This window comes from Oceanicoccus sp., assembly GCF_029238675.1.
Classification (GTDB): domain Bacteria; phylum Pseudomonadota; class Gammaproteobacteria; order Pseudomonadales; family Dasaniaceae; genus Oceanicoccus.
In genome coordinates, this window is record NZ_JAQWFR010000008.1 from 63,655 (window position 1) to 86,786 (window position 23,132).

At 48.0% G+C, this 23,132-nt stretch carries 20 protein-coding genes; 7 read left to right on the forward strand and 13 right to left on the reverse strand.

Annotation, left to right across the window (positions count from 1 at the left end; genetic code table 11):
- The first annotated feature begins 168 nt into the window (after window positions 1-168).
- From glgA to P8H32_RS03540, 5 genes are all read left to right on the forward strand, one after another.
- Entirely contained in the window at window positions 169-1,677 is a 1,509-nt protein-coding gene (glgA, locus tag P8H32_RS03520; protein ID WP_297291421.1) for a glycogen synthase GlgA, read from the forward strand.
- On the forward strand, window positions 1,661-2,248 hold the full coding sequence (locus tag P8H32_RS03525; RefSeq protein WP_297291422.1) for a hypothetical protein: 588 nt from the start codon (window positions 1,661-1,663) through the stop codon (window positions 2,246-2,248). Before glgA ends, P8H32_RS03525 begins: the two co-directional genes overlap by 17 nt.
- Before the next feature lie 251 nt (window positions 2,249-2,499).
- The gene (locus tag P8H32_RS03530; protein ID WP_297291423.1) at window positions 2,500-2,994 is read left to right on the forward strand and encodes a c-type cytochrome; all 495 of its coding nucleotides are present in this window, start codon (window positions 2,500-2,502) and stop codon (window positions 2,992-2,994) included.
- A gap of 12 nt (window positions 2,995-3,006) precedes the next feature.
- Window positions 3,007-4,365 (forward strand): nodulation protein NfeD, encoded by a 1,359-nt coding sequence (locus P8H32_RS03535; RefSeq protein WP_301088478.1) that lies wholly within the window; start codon window positions 3,007-3,009, stop codon window positions 4,363-4,365.
- A 14-nt stretch (window positions 4,366-4,379) separates the two neighbouring features.
- Window positions 4,380-5,120: a slipin family protein gene (locus P8H32_RS03540; RefSeq protein WP_301088479.1), complete on the forward strand. Its 741-nt coding sequence runs from the start codon at window positions 4,380-4,382 to the stop codon at window positions 5,118-5,120.
- A gap of 254 nt (window positions 5,121-5,374) precedes the next feature.
- Here P8H32_RS03540 and P8H32_RS03545 read toward each other — a convergent pair whose 3' ends face one another.
- From P8H32_RS03545 to P8H32_RS03605, 13 genes are all read right to left on the reverse strand, one after another.
- Window positions 5,375-7,153, reverse strand: coding sequence for an SLC13 family permease (locus P8H32_RS03545; protein ID WP_297291427.1), 1,779 nt, complete (start codon window positions 7,151-7,153; stop codon window positions 5,375-5,377).
- Between the two features lie 23 nt (window positions 7,154-7,176).
- Complete coding sequence (locus P8H32_RS03550; RefSeq protein WP_301088480.1) at window positions 7,177-8,139, reverse strand: DHH family phosphoesterase; 963 nt, start codon at window positions 8,137-8,139, stop codon at window positions 7,177-7,179.
- 258 nt (window positions 8,140-8,397) lie between these two features.
- Window positions 8,398-8,685, reverse strand: coding sequence for a ComEA family DNA-binding protein (locus P8H32_RS03555; protein ID WP_301088481.1), 288 nt, complete (start codon window positions 8,683-8,685; stop codon window positions 8,398-8,400).
- A gap of 111 nt (window positions 8,686-8,796) precedes the next feature.
- Window positions 8,797-9,492, reverse strand: a complete 696-nt coding sequence (pyrF, locus tag P8H32_RS03560) for an orotidine-5'-phosphate decarboxylase (RefSeq protein WP_297291415.1) — start codon at window positions 9,490-9,492, stop codon at window positions 8,797-8,799.
- Window positions 9,493-9,519: 27 nt separating this feature from the next.
- Entirely contained in the window at window positions 9,520-10,716 is a 1,197-nt protein-coding gene (gene lapB / locus P8H32_RS03565) for a lipopolysaccharide assembly protein LapB (RefSeq protein ID WP_301088482.1), read from the reverse strand.
- A gap of 2 nt (window positions 10,717-10,718) precedes the next feature.
- On the reverse strand, window positions 10,719-11,057 hold the full coding sequence (locus P8H32_RS03570; protein WP_297291413.1) for a LapA family protein: 339 nt from the start codon (window positions 11,055-11,057) through the stop codon (window positions 10,719-10,721).
- A gap of 231 nt (window positions 11,058-11,288) precedes the next feature.
- Complete coding sequence (gene ihfB, locus P8H32_RS03575; protein WP_085756999.1) at window positions 11,289-11,582, reverse strand: integration host factor subunit beta; 294 nt, start codon at window positions 11,580-11,582, stop codon at window positions 11,289-11,291.
- A 158-nt stretch (window positions 11,583-11,740) separates the two neighbouring features.
- Window positions 11,741-13,417, reverse strand: coding sequence for a 30S ribosomal protein S1 (gene rpsA / locus P8H32_RS03580; RefSeq protein WP_301088483.1), 1,677 nt, complete (start codon window positions 13,415-13,417; stop codon window positions 11,741-11,743).
- A gap of 165 nt (window positions 13,418-13,582) precedes the next feature.
- Window positions 13,583-14,269 (reverse strand): (d)CMP kinase, encoded by a 687-nt coding sequence (gene cmk, locus P8H32_RS03585; RefSeq protein ID WP_301088514.1) that lies wholly within the window; start codon window positions 14,267-14,269, stop codon window positions 13,583-13,585.
- A 1-nt stretch (window position 14,270) separates the two neighbouring features.
- On the reverse strand, window positions 14,271-15,560 hold the full coding sequence (gene aroA, locus P8H32_RS03590; protein ID WP_301088484.1) for a 3-phosphoshikimate 1-carboxyvinyltransferase: 1,290 nt from the start codon (window positions 15,558-15,560) through the stop codon (window positions 14,271-14,273).
- 215 nt (window positions 15,561-15,775) lie between these two features.
- The gene (locus tag P8H32_RS03595; protein ID WP_301088485.1) at window positions 15,776-16,663 is read right to left on the reverse strand and encodes a prephenate dehydrogenase/arogenate dehydrogenase family protein; all 888 of its coding nucleotides are present in this window, start codon (window positions 16,661-16,663) and stop codon (window positions 15,776-15,778) included.
- 27 nt (window positions 16,664-16,690) lie between these two features.
- Complete coding sequence (hisC, locus tag P8H32_RS03600; protein WP_301088486.1) at window positions 16,691-17,794, reverse strand: histidinol-phosphate transaminase; 1,104 nt, start codon at window positions 17,792-17,794, stop codon at window positions 16,691-16,693.
- 77 nt (window positions 17,795-17,871) lie between these two features.
- A complete protein-coding gene (locus P8H32_RS03605; protein WP_301088487.1) occupies window positions 17,872-18,735 on the reverse strand; it encodes a LysR substrate-binding domain-containing protein in 864 nt (287 codons plus the stop codon).
- Between the two features lie 262 nt (window positions 18,736-18,997).
- On the opposite strand from P8H32_RS03605, the gene gcvT reads away from it, so the two are divergent.
- Window positions 18,998-20,125: a glycine cleavage system aminomethyltransferase GcvT gene (gene gcvT, locus P8H32_RS03610; RefSeq protein WP_301088488.1), complete on the forward strand. Its 1,128-nt coding sequence runs from the start codon at window positions 18,998-19,000 to the stop codon at window positions 20,123-20,125.
- A gap of 48 nt (window positions 20,126-20,173) precedes the next feature.
- Window positions 20,174-23,062, forward strand: coding sequence for an aminomethyl-transferring glycine dehydrogenase (gcvP, locus tag P8H32_RS03615; protein WP_301088489.1), 2,889 nt, complete (start codon window positions 20,174-20,176; stop codon window positions 23,060-23,062).
- The last annotated feature ends 70 nt before the right edge of the window (window positions 23,063-23,132 follow it).

Here is a 23,132-nt window from a genome sequence, read left to right on the forward strand (position 1 = left end):
ACTATTCAAGAATTCGTCATTCCCGCGAAGGCGGGAATCCAGCACTGTAGATCTCCACCTACGCGGGGATGACAGGTTAGGAACGTTGTGCTATTAGCGAATAATTTTGTCTGGAAGATATTGACCGCCATCAATAGGCAAGGCATTTTGTGAGTTAGTTTGCTACTTATGAACTCACAACTTCCTCCTCCGATTACAGCCACCGATAAACCACTAAAAGTGCTATTCGCCAGCAGTGAAATTTATCCACTGGCTAAAACGGGAGGGCTGGCGGATGTCGCCTTTAACCTGCCTAAAACTCTAGCAACACTGGGGGTTGATATTCGATGGGTTATGCCGGCCTATAAGGAGGCGTTAGACCTATTGAAGCAACAGCCTATAAAGTCCATAGCCCTAAACGGGATAAGCCTGCTTGAAACCACATTACCGGAAACCAAACTCACCCTGTGGCTGGTGGACGCCCCTGGATTGTTTGATCGTTCAGGAGGGCCCTATGGGGATGCCAGCTCGGCAGGCTGGCCGGACAACGCAGAACGCTTTTATCAGTTTTGCCAAGTGATTAGCGATATGGCCCTGGGCAGGGCAACACTGGATTGGCAACCCGACATTGTTCATTGCAATGACTGGCATACCGGTTTGGTACCTGCATGGCTTCGTCAGCACCCGCAAGCCCCTGCCACGATATTTACGGTGCATAACGCGGCCTACCAAGGTCTGTTTCCTTATTCCACTTTTGTTAATCTTGGTTTGGACCCCGCTCTCTGGCGCTTTGATGCGCTGGAATTTCACGACCAACTTTGTTTTATCAAAGGCGGTTTAATGTTTGCGGACTGGCTAACAACCGTTAGCCCAAATTACGCCAGGGAATTAACCCAACCCTTAACCGGTAGCGGCCTGGATGCGATTTTCAGGTATCGCCAGGATACCTTTAGCGGTATCTGCAATGGTATTGATACGACCGAGTGGAACCCTGAGCATGATCATTATATTTCCCAAACCTATGACGAGAAAACGCTGAATGATAAGCCCTTGAATAAGGGTGAGCTGCAAAAAAAATTTAACCTTGAGCAAAACCCTAACCATTGTGTATTGGGCTGGGTGGGACGGCTAAGCGAACAAAAAGGGATTGACCTACTGCTGGATAGTTTGGGGGAATTAATAAAACTGCCGATTCAACTGGTTTTACTGGGCCGTGGTGATGCCCGTTATGAACAGGCCTTAGTAAGCTGGGCACAAAAACACCCCCAACAAATAGCCGTAAAGATTGACTATAAAGACGCGCTGGCTCACCAGATTATTGCCGGCGCAGATTTTTTTTTAATGCCTTCGGGCTTTGAACCCTGCGGTCTAACGCAAATGTATAGCCAGCGCTATGGCACCCCGCCCATTGCCAGCAACGTTGGCGGTCTGGTGGATACCGTGGTTAATATCACTACCGAGAGCCTGTCGGCGGGCACAGCCTCGGGTATTTTATTTTCACCCCACAATCAGAACAGCCTGTTATCGGCCATCAAATCTGCTATCAGATTATATAAGAATCCTGAAACCTATCGAGTGGTGCAACAAAACGCTATGAGTAAAGATTTTTCCTGGCAGCGCAGTGCACAACATTATAAGGCTATCTACCAGCATATAACCGCCTCTGCCGGAGTAAACCGTTATGAACGATACTATTAATAAACTATTGCAACAGATTCGCGAACTGGAACAGCAAATTGAAGAGGCGCTATACCAACGGGCCGAACAGTTACGCTACCGAATATATAATGGTCGGGTTATCTTTGAGCGGGAAGTCTTATCGCTGCATCGCAGTCTAAAGGTTGGCGCGCTGGACTATATCAGGCGAGCCCGATGGGCGGTGATACTGACGGCGCCAGTGATTTACTCGCTGATTGTCCCTTTTGTTGTTCTCGATATTGCGGTTAGCTTATATCAGGCTATCTGTTTCCCGATTTATAATATACCCAAAGTTAAACGCAGCGACTTTTTAAGTTTTGATCGATTTAAACTGCGCTATTTAAATAGTATAGAAAAAATTAACTGCGCCTACTGCAGCTATGGCAATGGTATTGCCGCCTATGTGCAAGAAGTGGCTGCACGGACTGAACAATATTGGTGTCCCATCAAAAATGCCAAACTCAAAAAAGGCATGCATCATCGCTATTGTTTATTTACCGATTATGGTGATGCGGAGCAATATCGGCAGCAGCTAAAAACCATTAAACAAAATTTTTCGGATAATGATTGACAGGTTTTGATAAGACCCGCACTACCAAACCTGGCGGGTGTGAAGTTGGGCAGCTCCGGCCACGGTATATTTTCCTCCTAGCCGCAATAACTTATAGGGTGGATTGTAATCCCCCCTACAACAGTTCGGTCTTTTATATGGGCCACTCTACCGCTGTAAAAGTATTTATTGTTGACCCCCGTCAATTCTATAAACGACAAGCACTTTATGGTTTCCGGGACTGCCACCATTTTTCAATAAGGAGCAAACCCATGTATCCATCCACACTGATTAAATTACTATTGATACTGCCACTACTTGTATTTGGCCTAAGTGGCTGTGAGCGAGGTGGAGTGGCTTCAGGCAAGGGGTTTAGTTTGCCATCCGGTAGTCTTGCAACAGGCAAAGCCGTTTTTCTTTCGTTTAACTGTTTAGCCTGCCACACCATTAAGGATGTAGAAGACCCCTTTATCAATAATCCAGCCCTGAAAAAAGACATTAACCCGCCTATCCAGCTCGGCGGTTATGTGGACAAACCCATTACTTATGCAGAATTATTGACTTCTATTATTAACCCTTCTCACAAACTGGCAAAAACTTATAAACCGGAAGAAGGTGATGATAGCGACCTGTCTCCTATGCGCAATTACAACGATGTATTGACCGTGACTGAACTGATCGACCTGGTGGCTTTTCTTGAGTCCCACTATGAGCTGGAGCCTTATCAGGCCTATCGATACAGAACCTACCCTCGCTACCCTTATTAGAGTGGTCTTGCGATGAAGCATCTTCTGGCTATCCTGCTGCTATTATTATTGCTGTTTATTTTATTGGCAGCCAGGTCTGGTACTGATTCGGTTTGGCTAATTGATATTAAAGGTGCGATTGGCCCAGCCACCGCCGACCATATGATTCGCGGTCTGGACAAAGCGCAACAAGCTGACGCCAGCCTGGTGATATTGCAAATTGATACGCCGGGTGGATTGGATGCTTCTATGCGACAAATCGTCAAAGCGATTTTAGCGACCGATATTCCAGTGGTAGGTTATGTGGCGCCCAATGGCGCAAGAGCGGCCAGCGCTGGTACCTATATTCTCTATGCCTGCCCTATTGCCGCGATGGCGCCCGCCACTAATTTAGGCGCAGCAACACCCGTACAAATGGGCACACCCACCCTGCCCACCTTCCCCACCGATAAACAGGAAGACAATAAAACCGAAGCCGATAACGAACCGGGGCTACCTCTCACTGATGCCTTCCAACGCAAAGTGGTTAACGATGCTACGGCTTATATAGAAAGTCTGGCCCAGTTGCATGGGCGCAATCAAGCATGGGGCGTGCAGGCGGTGCGTGAGGGTGCCAGCTTAAGTGCGCAGGAGGCGCTGGATTTACAGGTTATTAATCTACTTGCCGACGATCTCGATGATTTATTACAACAACTGAATGGTCAAACACTGTTAGTTAACGGTAACAAAATCATGGTAGAGACTGAGCACGCGAAGATTTATCAACACCCTATCGATTGGCGCAGTGATTTTCTCTCGGTGATTACCGACCCCAATATTGCCTATATATTAATGCTGATCGGCATTTATGGATTGATTTTTGAGTTTTCCAATCCCGGTTTTGCGGTACCCGGTATTCTGGGCGCTATCTGCATTATGCTGGCGCTGTATGCCTTCCAGCTTTTACCGATTAGTTATGCAGGGCTGGGTTTAATTATTTTTGGCATGGGTTTAATGGTTGCCGAAGCCTTTGCCCCCAGCTTTGGCATTCTCGGTATTGGAGGGTTAATGGCCTTTGTTATTGGCTCCGTGATTTTGATGGATACCGAGCTGCCGGGTTATCAAATTGCCCTGCCGGTCATTATTGCCTTTACCTCCTTTAGTGGCCTGTTATTAATCGCTGCCCTTGGGCTGGCATTAAAAGCCCGCAGGCAAACGGTTGTCACCGGCCTGGCCCACTTAAAAGGCATGCCTGCGGTCGTTAGCAAAATGTTGGATAAGCAAGCCATGGTGCACCTGCAAGGCGAACAATGGCAGGTACGCTGTGATCAACCTTTATCGGTCAACGACAAGGTGACTGTGCTTGAAACCGATGGCGTAATTTTAACAGTCAAAAAAACAACGGGAGCATAACCATGGAATTTTATATGGATTTTTTCACTCTCACCCTGGCACTGATGATAGTCGTGCTGTTGATCTCGATTTTCCGGGTGCTGCGGGAATATGAGCGCGGGGTTATTTTTCTTTTAGGCCGCTTCTATAAAGTCAAAGGCCCGGGCCTGATTATTGTTATCCCCCTGCTACAACAAATGGTCAGGGTCGATTTACGCACCGTGGTCATGGATGTACCCACTCAGGATGTTATCTCCAGGGATAATGTCTCAGTCAAAGTGAATGCCGTGATTTATTTTCGAGTAGTCGATCCGGAAAAATCCATTATTCAGGTAGAGAATTTTTTTGAAGCCACCAGTCAACTGTCACAAACCACCCTGCGCTCGGTGCTGGGCCAGCATGAACTGGACGATATGCTGGCAGAACGAGAGACGCTCAATACTGATATCCAAATGATCCTCGACAAGCAAACCGATGCTTGGGGCATTAAAGTCGCCAATGTTGAAATCAAGCATGTCGATCTGGATGAAAGTATGATTCGTGCCATTGCCAAGCAGGCTGAAGCAGAAAGGGAACGCCGTGCCAAAGTCATTCATGCGCTGGGGGAATATGAAGCTTCAGAGAAATTGCTAGATGCCGCAAAGGTTTTAGCCAAGCAGGATCAGGCTCTGCAGCTACGTTATCTACAGACATTAGTTGAGTTGGCCGGTGATAAAAGTTCGACCATTGTTTTCCCGATGCCCATTAACCTGATGAAACATTTTAATCAACCTTAGCACAGCTGCACTGGCCGATAACCCCAGGGGTGATCTGCAAACAGGGGTGATCTGTAAAGGGAGTGATCGGTAATGTGGCGCTGGATACGATAGGTAAACACTTGAAGCGCGATATTGGTGATTTGTTTATTTGAACCCTTCCTCTAGGCCACCAAGTTTCTACCCCAGCCTCACTAAGTGGTAGAAGCCATTGTGTAGTGGTCCTGTTTTATTACCGGCACTGCTTACACGACGCAGGTATATATAGCCGAGGGCTAAAAAGGCCAGATAACCGGCACAACTAACACCGTAGTTATGCCCACCATAATCGTCAACGGTAAGCCGATTTTCATAAAATCACTAAAGTGGTAGTTACCTGGCCCATAGACCATCAAGTTAGTTTGATAACCAATTGGCGTAGCAAAACAGGTAGAGGCGGCAATCATTAATGTTACTGCAAAGGGGAGTAAATCCACCCCCAGCTGCTGGCTGGCCGCAATAGCTATTGGAAAGATTAATACCGCAGCAGCCAAGTTTGAGATCACTGCCGAGAAACCCGCCGTTAATACAAACAAGGCGACCAGGGTGGCGGTTGGCGAATGGGCTGCTATACCGATCAGGCCTTCTGCAATAACGGTAGCTGCACCTGTTTTCTCCAGAGCGCCACCGAGACCAATTGAGGCAGCTATCACTAATATAACCTGCCAATTCACACTTTCTCTAGCGTCCTGCACTTTGACACAGCGGGTAATTATCATTAAGCCAGCGGCCAGCAGTGCTGCCTTAAACATACTCAATATACCCAACGCCACTGTAATCACCATAGCCAGCATAATTGCGGCAGCCAGGTTACGCTGCTCGTGCCTGACTGGACGGGAGTTTTCAATTTCACTGACCAATAAAAAGTTTTTACTGTAACGCTGCTGACCAACAAACTGGTCATGAGTTTCAAGCAGTAAAGTATCACCAGGCTTTAAATAAATATCACCAATTTTGGTTTTTATACGCTCACCATCACGAGCAACAGCAATAATAGCGGCGCTATATATATTTCTAAAACGCATATCTTTAATGGATTTACCCAACTGCGGAAAATTGCGGGAAATAACCACTTCTACCAAACAGCGAGCATGGGCACCGCTGTTTAATTTAAACACCTGTTTCTCAGCAACTTTTAATCCATGGATATTTTTCAGGTCGACAACAGAGCGAACATCCCCAGCAAAAATTAAATGATCGCCGGCTAATAGCATTTCATTGGGGGACACGGCTGTCATCAATCGACCATCGCGATCTATTTCTACCAAAAACATTCCCGGCAACTGTCGCAAACCAGCCTCTTCGATACTCTTGCCCACTAAAGGACTATCCGCCTCAACTTCCATCTCCACAATATATTCGCGAGCATCACCAAAGACCTGCTGATCTTTTTCACCGCGATGCGGCAGCAACCAGCGGCTAAAACCGATAGTAAAAGCAACAACAACAATCACGCAGGGAATACCCACCCAGGCAAGGTCGAACATGCTCAGGCCGCTATCTCCACTGTGGGTGGTTAACATGCCATTAATCACAAGGTTGGTACTGCTACCCACCAATGTACAGGTGCCACCAACAATAGCTGCATAGCTAAGAGGCATCATTAACTGCGAGACACTAAGGTTATTACGCTTAGCCCAATCGGTAACGGCCGGCACCATCATAGCCACAACCGGTGTGTTATTTAGCATGGTACTTAAGGCAGCTACGGGCAGCATTAAGCGAAATTGTGCGGTAGCGATATTTTTGGGGCGCCCCAATAAACTATTGGAGACCCACCCTACTACACCGGTTTGCGCCAACCCCCTGGCCACAACAAATAGCACGGCAACGGTTGCCATCCCCTCATTGGACATACCTATCAAAGCTTCCGCAGGGGTAATAATATTTAATAGCGTCAGTAAAGCAACACCGGCCACCAAAATGGCATCGGCCGGGTAGCGGGAAAAAACCAACAAACCAAAACAAAAAGCGATTACCGCCAATGTTTGAATTGCTTCTGGAGTTAAAGCCATGGTCACTATCGTTTACCTTGTCCTTAGCTTGCGTAGAACTGATTAAAGCGATCAATAAATGTCTGTAACTGGTCAGCCGGTAAATCATTAACACCTGCAGCTGCTGCACGACCACCGCCAGTCGGAAAACTGCGGCACAGTTCATCGGCGCCGGTTTTATTGTCTAAAGGTGCCCGTATACTGATTAAATAATTGCCATTGGCTTTAACGGTTAATACCGCATGGGCGCGGCCAGGTGTACCATTGGCGAGGTCATTACTATAAACACCGCTCACTCTTCTCGCCCATGCTTCATTAGGCAAAATATAGGCGGCGACTGAATCATTGACAAATTCTGGCTGCAAGCTTGCAGCGGAGGCCATATCAGAATTATAGCCGTTCTCCAGTTTTTCAAAACTTTCGCGGCTATCATTGATAAAACCGAAGGGGCTGGCATGAACACTAACCTGTCGATAAAGCGCTTCAGGGGTGAAGTGCAAATCCTCCAGATTGGAACCATAGCCATTGTAGTTAATATAAATACCGAGGTTTTCCAAGCTGGTTAAATCCTGCTCGGATAAATTTAGCGGCTTAGCTAAAACGTTAGCGCTGTTTTTTAAGTTATCACCAAAGGCACCAGTGATAGCCCATTCAACAAACTGACCTTTTAAATGGTTATTGATCAATATGCTGGTACAGACATCGGCGGCGGGGTTAATGATTGCCGTCAGTTTGTCACTTTCTGGAATATCACCGGCAAAGTGGTGGTCCACATAAAACACTTCCGCTCCAGCAGCCAATGCTTTATTCAAGCCTTCGCGGTTTTTATCCAGGGAGACATCCAAAACGGTAACTTTATCACCAGCCTTGGCATCAATTTTACCCATCAACTGTATATCGCGCTTTACTCCAGTAACCAGAGTGCTTTCAATGGGGTCAGCATTACGTAATTGAGTAAGGGCGCAAATGCCATCGGCATCGCCATTAAAAAGATCGATATGGGCCACAGTAAAAATTCCTACTAACAATGCTAAAAAGTTGGTTATTGTTATAAGTACTAGCTTAACACAGCAGCAGGTTTTGACATCAATAAATAAAGGGAATACGACCACCCAGCAAGGGTATCGCAAAAGCCGAAATTACTGTCATTCCCGCGCAGGCGGGAATCCAGACTGCATGCTTATGCTGTTATTTCCGCTAAAGCGGAAATCTACAGCGCTGGATTCCCGCCTGCGCGGGAATGACGCGGTGAAGTTTAAAACCGATTACTTGAGACTGATATGCTCTCGGTTCTTATTGAGTAAAGATTCACCAATACCTTTGACGGCGGTTAATTCTTCAACGGCTTTAAACGGCCCATAGCTTTCACGGTAGGCAACAATGGCCTGTGCTTTGCTATCACCCACACCCTTAAGGGAAGCGGATAAGGTTGCCGCATCAGCGGTATTAATATTAACAGGCCTTTGCGGCTCAACGGCTAAAGCCGATGGCGAAAAAACAAAACCAGAAAAAATCAAATAAAGAGATAAGAAAAAATAACGGAATATACGCATGATAACGCTCCTTGTTTGTCAGTTAATTAGTCCATTAAACGGGTAAGATCCCGCTCACCCGAAGGATGTTACCACAGCTATTAAAAGTGGCAACACCTGGGTAATATTTTTTCAACTTAGCTGCTGATTAATAGCTGCCAGTGCAGCGAGAGGATCAGCATGCTGGGTAATAGGACGACCAATCACTAAATAACTGCTGCCCGATGCCATCGCTGAAGACGGCGTTGCCACACGGCGTTGGTCACCCTGCTCGGCATTGGCGGGACGGATGCCCGGTGTGACTAATTGAAAATCATCACCGATTTCTTTTCTTAGTATTTCTGTTTCTTTAGCGGAACAAACTACACCATCCAAACCGCAGTCTTTGGTCAGGCGAGCCAGACGAACCACCTGGTCGATGGGCTCGCAGTCTAAACCAATACCCTGTAAATCCTGTTGTTCCATACTGGTTAATACGGTGACTGCTATCAGTGAAGGCGCTGATTGGTAGTTGGCTAAAGCTTCTTTTGCGGCTTCCATCATTCTGGCGCCCCCGGAGGCATGGACATTCACCATCCACACCCCTAAATCTGCCGCGGCTTTTACCGCACCGGCAACGGTGTTGGGAATATCATGAAATTTAAGGTCGAGGAAGACATCAAAACCACGATCCTGAATACTGCGAACAACCTGGGGGCCACAATGGGTAAATAATTCTTTGCCTACTTTTAACCGGCACTGACTGGGATCCAGTTGGTCAGCCAGGGCTTCTACAGAAGCCAGGTCGGAATAATCCATAGCCACAATAACGGGGGATGTTGTTGTCATAGGTGCTCTCTTATTTAATGTTATAGCTTAATCGCCTTCAGCGCCGCGTATGGCTTTAATCTGGCCCCATTGGTTGCAACCGGGGCATAACCAATGCAAACGCTTGCCAGAAAAACCACAGTGATGACACTGGTATTGGGGTTTGCTTTGCATTAGCTGCTCGATTAATAGCTGCAAAATGGTCAGGTTTTCTTTGGGTTGGCCGGAGGTATTGGCGATATGAAACTCAACCAATTTCGCCAAACCCTTCAGGGAAGGCCTTTTCTTTAATTCTTTACCCAAAAAGTCTGCCGCCGCTGGCATGCCCTTTTTGGCGTTAATATCGTCCACCAGATTGAGCAAAATAGTGGCGGAGGGATAGATATCCAGACTCTCCAGCATATAGCGGTAAAAACCCTCGTTATCTCCCAGACGCTCAAAACTTGCGCGTAATAGATCAATAGTCTCCGGGATAAACGCCGGGTCCTGCTCCCGAACTTTACGCAGGTTTTTTATCGCCCTGTCATAATGACCAGTGCGAAACTCAATATCGGCCATCAATAAAGAGGCACGAACACAGTTACGATCGTAAGACAGTGATTTTTTTAGCTGGGCACGGGCTGAATGGTAGTCGTTTTTCACTAATGAGAGTTCGGCCAGTTCGCAACAGTAGTGGGACAATGCCGCCGGGACAGTTTTATCGACCGGGGGAGACGCCTTTAAAAGCGAACGCCTGGGCAGTAACTGCTCGGCAATATCTATAGCCTGTTGCCACTCTTTTTCGTCTTTATAGATTTCCAGCAGATGATGCATGGCCGTTTCTTTTAGCTCGGGCGCTTCTTTGATCAGGTCTTGCAACAGACGCTCGGCCCGGTCCAGTAAACCGGCGCTAATAAAGTCGCGGGCCAATTCCAAATGCGCCTGGTGTAAATGCACTCTGGGTAAGCTTGGCCGGGATAACAAGTTTTGGTGAATACGGATAGCGCGCTCAACCTCACCCTTGCGGCGCATTAAATTGCCTACGGCGATATGGGTTTCAAGAGTTTCACTATTGACCTCCAGCGCTTCGATAAACGCATCCAAAGCACCATCGGGCTGGTCATTAATCAGGAAGTTCAAGCCTTTATAGTATTGATGATGCAAGGCAGCACCATCATCGCCAGAAGCTACACGCACACGCCGCCCCAGCCACCAACCGATGGCGATAGCGGTAAATACCAGCAGTAATTGCCAGAGGTCGGCCATAATTAGCTCTTGCTGCCTTTGTTAGGTTTAGCGGTGATAGGTGCCCTGAAATCGGCGGTGCGAAGGTTTGCCAGCTCTTTCTCACGTTTATCCAGTTTGCGTTGCAGTAACAAGCCCTGGCTTTTGAGTCGGATAATGGCAGCACTGCTGACCAGCAGGCCGACTATACCGCCTGTAGCAAAGGCCAGTAGTACCCAAAGTGATACACGTTGCTCAGGTAATTGGATAATCAGTAGGTCCAGCGCGGCTTTATCGGTGTTTTGAATGGAGAATAGAACCCCAAAAGCCAGTACGACTATCAATAAGCAACCAACTAATAAACGCTGTAACGAGCGCACCATTTAACCCCTCTCGAATTCTCTATCCCTGTCATCCCCGCGACCCAGCGCTGTAAATTTCCGCCCCAGCGGAAATAACAGCATAAGCATGCAGGCTGGATTCCCGCCTTCGCGGGAATGACAGGGGTGTGGTAGACATAAAATAACGGCCCAAAAAAAACGGTATAGCCATAGGACCATACCGTTCATATTCAGTTTCTGCAATATGGCGCTAAGGCCACTCTATCGAACAGATCAACCTCGCTGCAGACTCTCGTTAACTCGCTCGCGCATTTCCTTGCCGGGCTTGAAGTGAGGGACATATTTACCACTCAACTCAACGGTTTCGCCCGTTTTAGGGTTACGGCCTTGGCGAGGCTCCCGATAATGCAGCGAAAAGCTGCCAAAACCACGGATTTCTATCCGCTCGCCGGTCGCCAATGTCTGCGACATTTGCTCAATAACTGTCTTAACTGCTAACTCTACATCCTTAAGGGACAACTGAGTTTGCCGTGACGCAATGCGCTCTATAAGCTCAGATTTTGTCATATCCACTACCCGTTACTTATTCCCAGACTTACTAACTAGGACAAGAGTAGCACCGGATAGCGATATGCGCTAATTATTAATAGGGGAAAAATTCACCCCCATCAACAACTTAGCGCAAACCGTGAACTAGCACAGGCTATATTGCGAAAATCGGAATCTTACTCGTTACCGCCCATTTGGGCCTTGATCAGGTCACCAATGGTGGCAGGAGCAGTAGCTTCTGCTTCAGATTCTTTGTGCGCTTTAATGGCTTCTTTCTCATCAGCCATGTCTTTAGCCTTAATAGACAGTGCAATAGTGCGATTCTTACGATCAACAGTAATGATCTTAACTTCGACTTCTTCACCTTCTTTCAGGGCGTTGCGAGCATCTTCAACTTTGTCGCGGCTGATTTCAGAGGCTTTCAAGGTGCCTTCGATATCGCCAGATAAGGTGATGATGGCAGCTTTAGCGTCCACTTCTTTGATGGTGCCTTTAACGATAGAGTTCTTATCGTTTTCAGTCACGTAGTCATTGAATGGATCATCTTCTAACTGCTTGATACCTAAAGAGATTCTCTCGCGCTCAGGATCTACAGACAGGATAACAGTCTCAATCTCATCGCCTTTCTTGTACTTGCGAACGGCGTCTTCGCCCGTCTCGTTCCAAGAGATGTCAGACAAGTGAACCAGACCGTCGATAGCACCATCCAGACCGATAAAGATACCGAAGTCAGTAATAGACTTAATAGCACCAGAGATCTTGTCGCCTTTGTTGAACTGACGGCCAAAGGCATCCCATGGATTTTCCATGCACTGCTTGATACCCAGAGAGATACGACGACGTTCTTCGTCGATATCCAGAATCATCACTTCCACTTCGTCACCTAAGTTAACAACCTTAGATGGGTGGATGTTCTTGTTCGTCCAATCCATTTCAGAGACGTGAACCAGACCTTCAACACCTTCTTCGATCTCGGCGAAACAACCGTAATCAGTCAGGTTAGTGATAGTGGCCTGCACACGAGCGCCTTCTGGATAGCGACCAGTGATAGATACCCATGGATCTTCACCCAGCTGCTTAAGGCCAAGAGAAACACGGTTACGCTCACGATCAAATTTCAGGACTTTAACGTCGATTTCGTCACCCACATTAACGATTTCTGATGGGTGCTTGATGCGTTTCCAAGCCATATCAGTGATGTGCAATAGGCCATCAACACCGCCCAAGTCAACAAAAGCACCGTAGTCAGTCAGGTTCTTAACGATACCCTTAACAGACTGACCTTCTTGTAGAGTAGCCAGCAGCTCATCACGCTCGGCACTGTTAGCATCTTCCATAACAGCACGACGTGAAACAACCACGTTGTTACGCTTCTGGTCTAGCTTAATAACTTTAAATTCCAGCTCTTTGCCTTCCAGGTGAGTCGTCTCACGTACTGGACGAACATCTACCAAAGAACCGGGTAGGAATGCGCGGATAGAATTAACGTCAACAGTAAAACCACCTTTAACCTTACCGTTGATAACACCGATAACTGACTCTTCACCAGCATAAGCGGCTTCAAGTACTTTCCAGGCTTCAGCGCGCTTAGCTTTTTCGCGGGACAGTTTGGTAGCACCCCAACCGTCTTCAACCGCTTCTAGCGCAACCTGTACTTCGTCACCAACTTCTAATGAAAGCTCACCGCTCTCACTAACAAATTCGCTGCGTGGGATAACGCCTTCTGATTTCAGGCCAGCGTGAACTGTGACCCAATCGCTATCGATATCAATAACTACGCCGGTTACGATTGAACCTGGCTTCATATCGATAGTATTTAAACTTTCTTCAAATAAATCCGCAAAACTTTCCATTACTCTATATACCTGTTTTAAAGCTGGCAGAAAAACCTGACTTTTTGGAAGTCGGGGGGTTTTCGCTACCCTCCATAGGACCAGCTCCTATGGGCCATTTACAAAAAATCCATCCGAAGCGACAGCTGGAGTCTCGCCACGAATGGAACATTAAATCTATTGGAATCAAACAGTTAGGATGGTGCTCTTGACCGTATCCAGTACTTGCTTAAACACATCCTCTATCGCAGTGCCGGTGCTGTCGATCACAATGGCATCGTCAGCGGGCTTTAGCGGCGCTACCGGGCGGTTCATATCCCGCTCATCGCGCAGTTGGATGTCCTCCAAAAGGGCGGCGAGATTAACACTTTCCCCCTTGGCTTTCAACTGCTTAAAGCGCCGCTCTGCCCGTTCTTCGGCGGAGGCAACCAGATAGATTTTAACCGGGGCGTCGGTGAAGATAATCGTGCCCATATCACGGCCATCGGCGACCAGGCCAGGGGCTTTGGCAAAACCTCTTTGCAAGGCCTTTAAAGCGTCTCGAACCGGGTTATGGATGGCCACATAAGAAGCTAGCGTGCCGGTGGTTTCAGAGCGGACTTCGTTGCTAATATCTTCGCCGTCTAATAGGACGGCTGAAGGCTCTCCCGGCTCGCCGGGGTGGAACTCAACATCAAGATCGGCAGCCAAATCCGCCAACGCGGTGGCATCATCAAAAGGCACGCCTTTACGCTCTGCCGCCAAACCGACAATCCGGTATAAAGCACCACTATCAAGCAAGTGCCAGCCAAGCTCTTTCGCTAATAACTGGCAAATAGTGCCTTTACCAGAACCGCTGGGGCCATCAATGGTAACTACAGGGGCGGTTTTCATATCAGGCACAGATATTTCCAAATAACTCAAAATAGGTGGGGAAAGTTTTAGCGGTACAGCCGGGGTCATTAATAGTAATCGCTGCATCACCCATAGCGGCTAGCGAAAAGCACATAGCGACACGGTGGTCATCATAGGTATCAATAGCGGCAGAAATGACTTTGGCGGGAGGCGTGATTTCAATAAAGTCCTGCCCCTCTACAACCTCGGCTCCCACTTTTCTTAACTCGGTGGCCATTGCCGTCAAACGATCGGTTTCTTTGACGCGCCAGTTATAGACATTACGGATTTTAGTGGGGCCATTGGCAAATAAAGCGGTAGTCGCAATGGTCATTGCTGCATCGGGAATATGATTCAGGTCGACATCCACACCATTCAGCTTACCCTTTGTTGCTTCTATATAATCTTCGCCATAGCTAATTTCGGCACCCATTTGTGCCAGCACATCGGCAAAGCGAATATCCCCCTGCACAGAGTTTTTGCCCACACCGTAAACTCTTACGGTACCGCCACCAATGGCAGCCGCCGCCAAAAAGTAAGAAGCAGAGGAAGCATCCCCTTCCACCATAATCTCGCCGGGCGAAAGATAAGCTTGCCCGCCAGCAACCGAGAAGCTCTGGTAATCATTGTTAGTAACGTTAACCCCAAACCTGGCCATGAGATCCAGAGTAATATCGATATAAGGCTTGGAAACCAAGTCGCCTTTTACCTTGATAGAAATATCTTCACTGGCTAAAGGCGCTGACATCAATAGCGCGGTTAAAAACTGACTGGAAATACTGCCATCAATTTCAATCTCACCACCAACCAGGCCTGTACCGGTAATTTTAAGCGGCGGATAACCGGCGGCTTCCAAATACTCAATATTGGCACCCAAAGGCAACAGAGCATCGACCAAATGCTCAATCGGGCGCTCAAACATCCGAGGCTCACCGGTCAAGGTATAGTCACCGCCGCCCAGGCATAGCGCAGCCGTTAGTGGGCGCATAGCCGTACCAGCATTACCCAGGAACAATTCATAACTACCCGACTTAGCTAACGCCCCGCCTTTGCCTTCAACCACACAGACCGTGCGATCTTCTGACAACTGATAATCCACACCCAACTGTTTCAGGGCATTTAGCATATGACGAATATCATCCGAATCCAGTAGGTTCTTAATCCGGGTTTCACCTTCCGCCAACGCCGCCAAAAGCAAGGCACGGTTAGACAGGCTCTTGGAACCGGGAATAATCACTTCACCATTAACACCGACAATCGGCTGGAGGACTAATTGTTCAAGGGACGACATGAATAAGCTCTATAAAAAAGGGGGTGCATACTAGCATACTTGTCAAAACCACGTCATTCTCGCTTCCCTACTCCGTCATCCCCGCGAGTTTCCTTACTTCGTCATCCCCGCGAAGGCGGGGATCCAGCCTGCACGCTTATGCTGTTATTTCCGCATAGCGGAAATTTACAGCACTGGGTTCCCGCCTTCGCGGGAATGACGGGGTCGAGACTTTATTACTTTTGTTGCTCTTCAAGCATTTGTGCAAACTTATCCCTTGCGGATTTAGCACGGGTAAAAGAACCGACAATATTGTCGCTATCACCATTGGCAATTGCCTGACGCAAATCACCTAACTGATCGGTAAACCTATCAATCATTTTTAATAGTGCATCGCGGTTAGCCAGAGAAATCTCATGCCACATAGTCGGGTCGCTGGATGCGATACGGGTAAAGTCTCGAAACCCACCGGCTGCAAAACGGAAAATATTCTGCTGCTCAGGGCTACCTGCCAGAGCATCAACCAGGGTGTAAGCCAAAACATGAGGCAAATGGCTGGTGGCAGCTAAAACCTCATCATGCTCATCCACCGACATTTCTACCAGGTCGGCGCCGGTAGATTCCCAAAGGGATTTTACTGCTTGTAATGCATCGGGATTAGTTTCTTCAGTGGGGGTCAGAATAACGCGATGATTTACAAACAAATCAGCCCTGGCTGCATCTACACCGCTTTTTTCAGAACCGGCAATCGGATGACCCAACACCAAATTGGGGGGCACTTTACCAAACGCTTCTTTGGCGGCAGTGAACAGGTTACCTTTAACACTGGCCACATCGGTAATAATCACCTGCTCATCCACTATCGAAGCCAACTGCTTAAGCATATCCGCAGCAATTAAAGTGGGCGTGGCAACAACAATCAAGTCTGCACCTGTAACAGCCTCTTTTAAGTCCAGGCTATAGCGATCAATAACGCCAAGCTCCAAACCTTTCTTTAATGAAACCTCGCGACGCCCCCAGCCAACAATCTCACCGCTAAAGCCATTCGCCTTTAACGCCTTTGCCAACGAGCCGCCAATTAAGCCAACGGCTAAAACAGTAATTTGATTAATCGCAATGGTCATAGGGTGAATAAACCTAAATGTTTTTTGTTATAACACTTTCTTTAAGGCGCTTAATAGCGCCGCGTTTTCTTCTTCAAGGCCAACTGAAACTCGAAGATGATTGGGCATTTCATACACACCCACCGGGCGTAAAATAACACCCTCCTTTAACAGCCTTTGATAAAGCTCAGCGGTATCGGCAGCAAACTCCACCGCAATAAAATTACCAGCAGAAGGAATATAGTTAAGTCCTAACTTATCAAAACCGTTGGTCAGTTGCTTCATACCATCAGTATTAACCTGCCTGCTCTGCTGCAAGTACTCATCATCAGCCAGCACTGCCTGTGCAGCAGCAAGCGCCATAGAGTTAACATTAAACGGCGCACGTACACGATTTAATACATCGGTAATTTCTGGCGAAGCGACCGCATAACCCACTCTTAAAGCCGCCAAACCATAAGCCTTGGAAAAAGACCGAGTAACGATAAGATTAGGGTAATGCTTAAGCAGTGCCACACCATCAACGGTATCGTCATCTTCAGCTTCTACATATTCAAAATAGGCTTCATCTAATACCACAACCACATTGGCAGGCACCTTATCTAAAAAGTTAACCAGCGAAGCCTCATCAACCACGGTACCTGTTGGGTTATTAGGGTTAGCAATAAATACTAACCGGGTATCATTGGCAATTGCATCAGCCATGGCATTAAGATCATGCCCCCAGTCTTTAGCCTTGGTCACAATAGAACGACCACCGCAGGCCTGGATCGCCAATGGATAGACAATAAAAGCGTGCTGGGAATAAACAGCGGATTTTCCAGACTCTAAATAGGCACGGGCAATCAATTCCAACAAATCATTAGACCCATTACCCAATGTGATCTGCTCAGTAGCGACATCCAACTTAGCAGATAAGGCCGCTTTAAGCTCAAAGCCATTGCTATCGGGATAGCGAGCAATCTCAGCCGCCGCCTTATCGACCGCCGCCAACACTTTTGCACTAGGCCCCAGGGGGTTCTCATTACTAGCCAACTTCACAATATACTCAAGCCCCAGCTCCCGCTGCAACTCTTCAATCGGCTTACCCGACTGATAAGGACTTAAGCCCTGCACGCCCTGATTGGCTAAAGCTATATAATCGCAGCTCACTGAATAACTCCACCTGATTGGTTAAAGCCGGTTATTGTAAAGCAATGCAGCCTGACAGGCGATCTCTAAGCCAACCTCTAAGCCAACCCCGCTTTAATATAATCCGCCAACAACTGTACCGCACTGTTCTTGCTGTGGTCCATCTGCTTCAAACTAATTCCTACGGTACCCAACTCAGGTAAATGCTTTGACGACTCAATGATGGTTAAGGAATCTGGCACCGTACTTCTCGCCAGGGCCGTAACCCCCAAACCCTCATCAATCGCAGCCTGAATACCGGTTAAATCGGGAATGGTATAAACAATACGGCAACTGCGCTTGGCTTTACCCAGCATGCGCAATACCCGCTGGCGATATATACAACCGCTGGGTGCTGCAACCAGCGGGAGGGTATCCTGAGTATGGGCGCGGGAACTGGCGCTACTGACCCATACCAGCTCATCGGTTTTGATAAAATTTTTGATTGAGCGCCTTTGCGCCGTGGTGACTTTATCGTGCAATGCCAAAATTAAATCGTATTCATTGCGTTGGTCTTCTGACAATAAGTTGCGGCTCAAATCACAGGTGACTTCCAAAGTTACATCCGGGTAGGCCTTGGCAAAACGGCTAACGATTTTGGGGAGTAAGGTAATAGCAAACTCACTGGGGATACCAAAACGAATACGGCCACTGACTGGCGGATTGGAAAAATAGCCCACCGCCTGGTCATTAAGGGAGAGTATTTGGCGAGCATAATTTAATAGGGACTCGCCAGCGGGAGTGAGTTCCAGCTTTGGGCTATCCCTGTCCATTAGCGTCCTATCCAATAATAACTCCAGCTTTTTCAGTTGCTGGCTAATAGCTGGCTGGGTTCGCCCCAAGGTTTCCGCTGCTGCGGTGAAACCGCCCTCCTGATGAACCACCACAAAAGAACGTAACATTTCAATGGGTAAATTTTTCATTAAAGAACACCTATATATCATTAACACCCCGCCATTCCCGCGAAGCCACCCTGTCATTCCCGCGATGCCACCCTGTCATTCCCGCGAAGGCGGGAATCTACAGTACTGGATTCCCGCCTTCGCGGGAATGACGTTTCTTCTTGTGAAGGACAGAACACATCATAACAAAATCTTATCAATAGATAATAATTATTAATTTCTGTTATGCAGCAACTGACGCTATGATAGCCACCCTTCAAACCAGCAATGACCGGTATCGACTATGCCTGAGCAAGAGCTTTTAACCACACCTCTCAATGCACTCCATCGTGAGTTGGGCGCCAAAATGGTACCCTTTGCCGGTTATGATATGCCGGTGCAGTACCCGCTGGGGGTATTAAAGGAACACCTGCACACCCGCGAGCAGGCTGGTTTATTCGATGTTTCCCATATGGGGCAGGTACGTATAAAAGGTGCAGGTATTACCGCAGCGTTGGAAAAACTGGTACCGGTAGACCTTGGCCAACTCCCCCCCTTTAAACAAACCTATGCCGTACTCACCAACGAAGCCGGCGGCATCCTCGATGATTTAATTATTACCCGCTGGGCCGACGATGAATTTTTTCTAGTCGTTAATGCCGACTGCAAGCAACAGGATATCGCCCACCTGCAAAAACACCTGCCCGGTTTTGAAATCGAAATCATGGACCAGCATGCCCTGTTGGCATTACAGGGACCACAGGCCCGATCCGTTATGGACGAATTACTACCCGCCGCCACCGAATTGCGTTTTATGGGTGGCTGCTTCGACAGTCTTGAACTTGATGGCGACAGCACTCAATGCTTTATCACCTGCTCAGGTTATACCGGTGAAGATGGTTATGAAATCTCTGTACCCGCTGATAAAGCGGTAGCACTGGCGCAGAAATTATTGGCCTTTGAACAGGTTGAAGCCATTGGCCTGGGTGCCCGTGACTCATTGCGCCTTGAAGTGGGCTTATGCCTTTACGGCCACGATATGAATACCGAAACCACCCCTATAGAAGCCGGACTTATTTGGTCCATCAGCAAATCACGCCGCGCAGGCGGAGAAAAAGAAGCTGGCTTTTTAGGGGCTGACATCATCCTGCAACAAATCGCCGACGGCGCACCACGCAAGCGAGTAGGCTTTAAAATCTCAGGCCGCGCACCAGTACGTGAAGGTGCAGAACTGGTTAATGCCGATGGAGAAATTATCGGCAGCGTAACCAGCGGTGGTTTTGGGCCGACTTTAGGTGGCCCGGTAGCGATGGGCTATGTCGACAAAGATTATGCTGCCATCGGCAGCCAGTTTTTTGTCTTGCTTAGAAAAAAACAAATCCCTGTTGAAGTCGTCAAGATGCCTTTTGTGTCACAGAACTACGCCAGGTAAACGGTGGAATATATTCCATCAAAAAAAATAGAAAAACTGGAGAACCCCATGTTAAATAACAACGCATCCCTTTTAGAGCTGGAAGCCCATGACGAATTTGTTCAACGTCATATCGGCCCCGACGACCAGCAACAACAAGACATGCTGCAACAGCTTGGGGTTAGTTCACTGGATGAATTAATTGATAGCACCGTCCCCGCCAATATCCTGCGGAAAAAAGCGATGGACTTACCCTCGCCTAAAACCGAAAGCGAAGCACTGGCGGAACTAAAACAACTGGCCGCACAAAATACCGTCATGACCAATATGATTGGTCAAGGTTATCACCCCACTAAAACGCCCAATGTTATTTTACGCAACGTACTGGAAAACCCAGGCTGGTATACCGCCTATACCCCTTACCAACCTGAAATTGCCCAAGGCCGTTTAGAAGGCCTGCTTAACTACCAGCAAATGGTCATGGACCTAACCGGCATGGAGCTGGCCAATGCCTCCATGCTGGATGAAGGTACCGCTGCTGCTGAAGCGATGGCGTTATTAAAACGCGTCAACAAAAAAAATCGCTCCAACCAGTTTTTTGTGGCCAATGATTGCCACCCACAAACCATTGCCGTATTAAAAACCCGCGCCGAAACCTATGGTTTTGAATTAGTTCTTGGTGAAGCCGAAGAACTGGCAGGCCAGGATGTCTTTGGCGCATTGTTACAATACCCAGGCACCTACGGTCATATCACCGACCTTGGCACCCTGATCGAACAAGCCCACGAACAAAATACCTTAGTCGTCGTAGCCGCCGATATTATGAGTCTGGTAGTGCTAACCCCTCCCGGCGAATTAGGTGCCGATGTCGTGGTAGGCAACAGCCAACGCTTTGGTGTCCCCATGGGCTTTGGTGGGCCTCACGCTGCCTTTTTTACCATTAAAGATAAATACAAGCGCTCTACCCCGGGCCGTATTATTGGTGTCTCGATTGACCGCCACGGCAACCAGGCCTTACGGATGGCGATGCAAACCCGCGAGCAACATATCCGCCGTGAAAAGGCCACCAGTAATATTTGTACCGCCCAGGCTTTGCTGGCGATTATGGCCAGCTTCTATGCGGTTTATCATGGGCCTGAAGGTTTAAAAACCATTGCCAACCGTATTCATCGCCTGACCAACATTCTGGCTAACGGTTTAAATAAGCTGGGCCTGTCACCGGAAAATACCGATTGGTTTGATACGCTGACTTACCATGTTGGCGACCAACAAACTGACATTGTTGACCGCGCCGTTAGTGCCGGTATTAACCTGCGTATTATTGGGGATGACCGCGTGGGCATTAGCCTGGACGAAACCACCACCCGCGACGATATTGAAACGCTATGGGCCGTGATATCTGGCAACAATATTGATTTCAGCATTGAATCTATCGATGTAGAAACCGCCAACCACTCCCCGATTCCCGAAAAGAACCGCCGCGGCAGTGACTTTTTAACGCACCCGGTTTTTAACCAGCATCATTCAGAAACCGAAATGCTGCGTTATATGAAGCGTTTGGAAAGCAAAGATATTGCCCTTAACCATTCCATGATTGCGCTAGGGTCTTGCACCATGAAGCTAAACGCAACGGCGGAAATGATTCCCGTTACCTGGCCGGAGTTTGGCAGCATGCACCCCTTCGCACCGCAGTATCAGGCGCAGGGTTATTTGGCGATGTTTAAGCAATTGGAAAAAATGCTGATTGAAGCCACCGGTTATGATGCGATTTCATTACAACCTAACTCCGGTGCCCAGGGTGAATATGCCGGCCTATTAGCGATTAAAAAATATCATGAAAGCCGCGGCGATTTTAATCGTGATGTTTGCTTAATCCCCAGTTCTGCCCACGGCACCAACCCTGCCAGTGCGGCGGTTGCCGGTATGCGTGTAGTGATTACCGAATGCGATGCCAATGGCAACGTCGATATGGCAGACCTAAAAGCCAAAGCCGAACGCCATGCCGATGATTTGGCAGCCTTAATGGTAACTTACCCTTCTACCCATGGTGTATTTGAAGAAACCATTACCGATATCTGCGATTTAATTCATCAACACGGTGGTCAGGTTTATGTAGATGGCGCCAACCTCAATGCCCTGGTCGGCATTGCAGCCCCGGGTAAATTTGGTGCCGACGTATCCCATATCAACCTGCACAAAACATTCTGCATTCCACACGGCGGTGGTGGCCCTGGTATGGGCCCTATCGGTGTCGGCAAACACCTTGCCCCCTTCCTGCCGAATAACCCCGCCCAACCTATCGAAGGTTTAGCGCTGGATAACGATACGGTGTCATCCGCCGCATGGGGTAGCGCCGCTATCTTGCCGATCTCATGGATGTATGTGGCGATGATGGGTGAAGAAGGCCTCAAAAAAGCTACCCAGGTGGCCATTCTTAGTGCCAACTATATTGCCAGGGAACTATCCGAGCACTACCCTGTGTTATATACCGGACGAAATAACCGCGTTGCACACGAGTGTATTATTGATATGCGCCCCTTAAAAGAAGCAAGCGGCATCAGCGAGGAAGACGTGGCCAAGCGTTTAATGGATTTTGGTTTTCATGCTCCTACCATGTCTTTTCCGGTACCGGGCACCTTAATGATTGAACCCACAGAAAGCGAACCCAAAGAAGAGCTGGACCGTTTTATTGAGGCGATGATTACCATTCGTAAAGAAATTGCCCAGGTTGAAGCGGGCGAACTGGATGAGAATGATAATCCGCTAAAAAATGCGCCGCATACGTCGATGGAAGCTACGGCATCTGAGTGGCAGCATCAATATACTCGCGAGCAGGCGGTATTTCCGGTGGGAAGTGAGCATAAGTTTTGGCCGCCGGTGGCTCGAATTGATAATGTGTTTGGGGATAGAAATTTGGTATGTGCCTGTCCTGATATTGATAGTTATCGAGCGGAGTAAAACTTTAAGGTAGAGTATTACAACGTTCAGTTGGCTGGAATACATCTTAAATGAGGGATTTATGTTAAGT

Bases quoted from the DNA above. Each gene is read 5' to 3' on its own strand.
- glgA (WP_297291421.1), top strand. From the start codon at position 169: ATGAACTCACAACTTCCTCCTCCGATTACAGCCACCGATAAACCACTA.
- P8H32_RS03525 (WP_297291422.1), top strand. From the start codon at position 1,661: ATGAACGATACTATTAATAAACTATTGCAACAGATTCGCGAACTGGAA.
- P8H32_RS03530 (WP_297291423.1), top strand. From the start codon at position 2,500: ATGTATCCATCCACACTGATTAAATTACTATTGATACTGCCACTACTT.
- P8H32_RS03535 (WP_301088478.1), top strand. From the start codon at position 3,007: ATGAAGCATCTTCTGGCTATCCTGCTGCTATTATTATTGCTGTTTATT.
- P8H32_RS03540 (WP_301088479.1), top strand. From the start codon at position 4,380: ATGGATTTTTTCACTCTCACCCTGGCACTGATGATAGTCGTGCTGTTG.
- P8H32_RS03545 (WP_297291427.1), bottom strand. From the start codon at position 7,153: ATGGCTTTAACTCCAGAAGCAATTCAAACATTGGCGGTAATCGCTTTT.
- P8H32_RS03555 (WP_301088481.1), bottom strand. From the start codon at position 8,685: ATGCGTATATTCCGTTATTTTTTCTTATCTCTTTATTTGATTTTTTCT.
- pyrF (WP_297291415.1), bottom strand. From the start codon at position 9,492: ATGACAACAACATCCCCCGTTATTGTGGCTATGGATTATTCCGACCTG.
- lapB (WP_301088482.1), bottom strand. From the start codon at position 10,716: ATGGCCGACCTCTGGCAATTACTGCTGGTATTTACCGCTATCGCCATC.
- P8H32_RS03570 (WP_297291413.1), bottom strand. From the start codon at position 11,057: ATGGTGCGCTCGTTACAGCGTTTATTAGTTGGTTGCTTATTGATAGTC.
- ihfB (WP_085756999.1), bottom strand. From the start codon at position 11,582: ATGACAAAATCTGAGCTTATAGAGCGCATTGCGTCACGGCAAACTCAG.
- rpsA (WP_301088483.1), bottom strand. From the start codon at position 13,417: ATGGAAAGTTTTGCGGATTTATTTGAAGAAAGTTTAAATACTATCGAT.
- cmk (WP_301088514.1), bottom strand. From the start codon at position 14,269: ATGAAAACCGCCCCTGTAGTTACCATTGATGGCCCCAGCGGTTCTGGT.
- aroA (WP_301088484.1), bottom strand. From the start codon at position 15,560: ATGTCGTCCCTTGAACAATTAGTCCTCCAGCCGATTGTCGGTGTTAAT.
- P8H32_RS03595 (WP_301088485.1), bottom strand. From the start codon at position 16,663: ATGACCATTGCGATTAATCAAATTACTGTTTTAGCCGTTGGCTTAATT.
- P8H32_RS03605 (WP_301088487.1), bottom strand. From the start codon at position 18,735: ATGAAAAATTTACCCATTGAAATGTTACGTTCTTTTGTGGTGGTTCAT.
- gcvT (WP_301088488.1), top strand. From the start codon at position 18,998: ATGCCTGAGCAAGAGCTTTTAACCACACCTCTCAATGCACTCCATCGT.
- gcvP (WP_301088489.1), top strand. From the start codon at position 20,174: ATGTTAAATAACAACGCATCCCTTTTAGAGCTGGAAGCCCATGACGAA.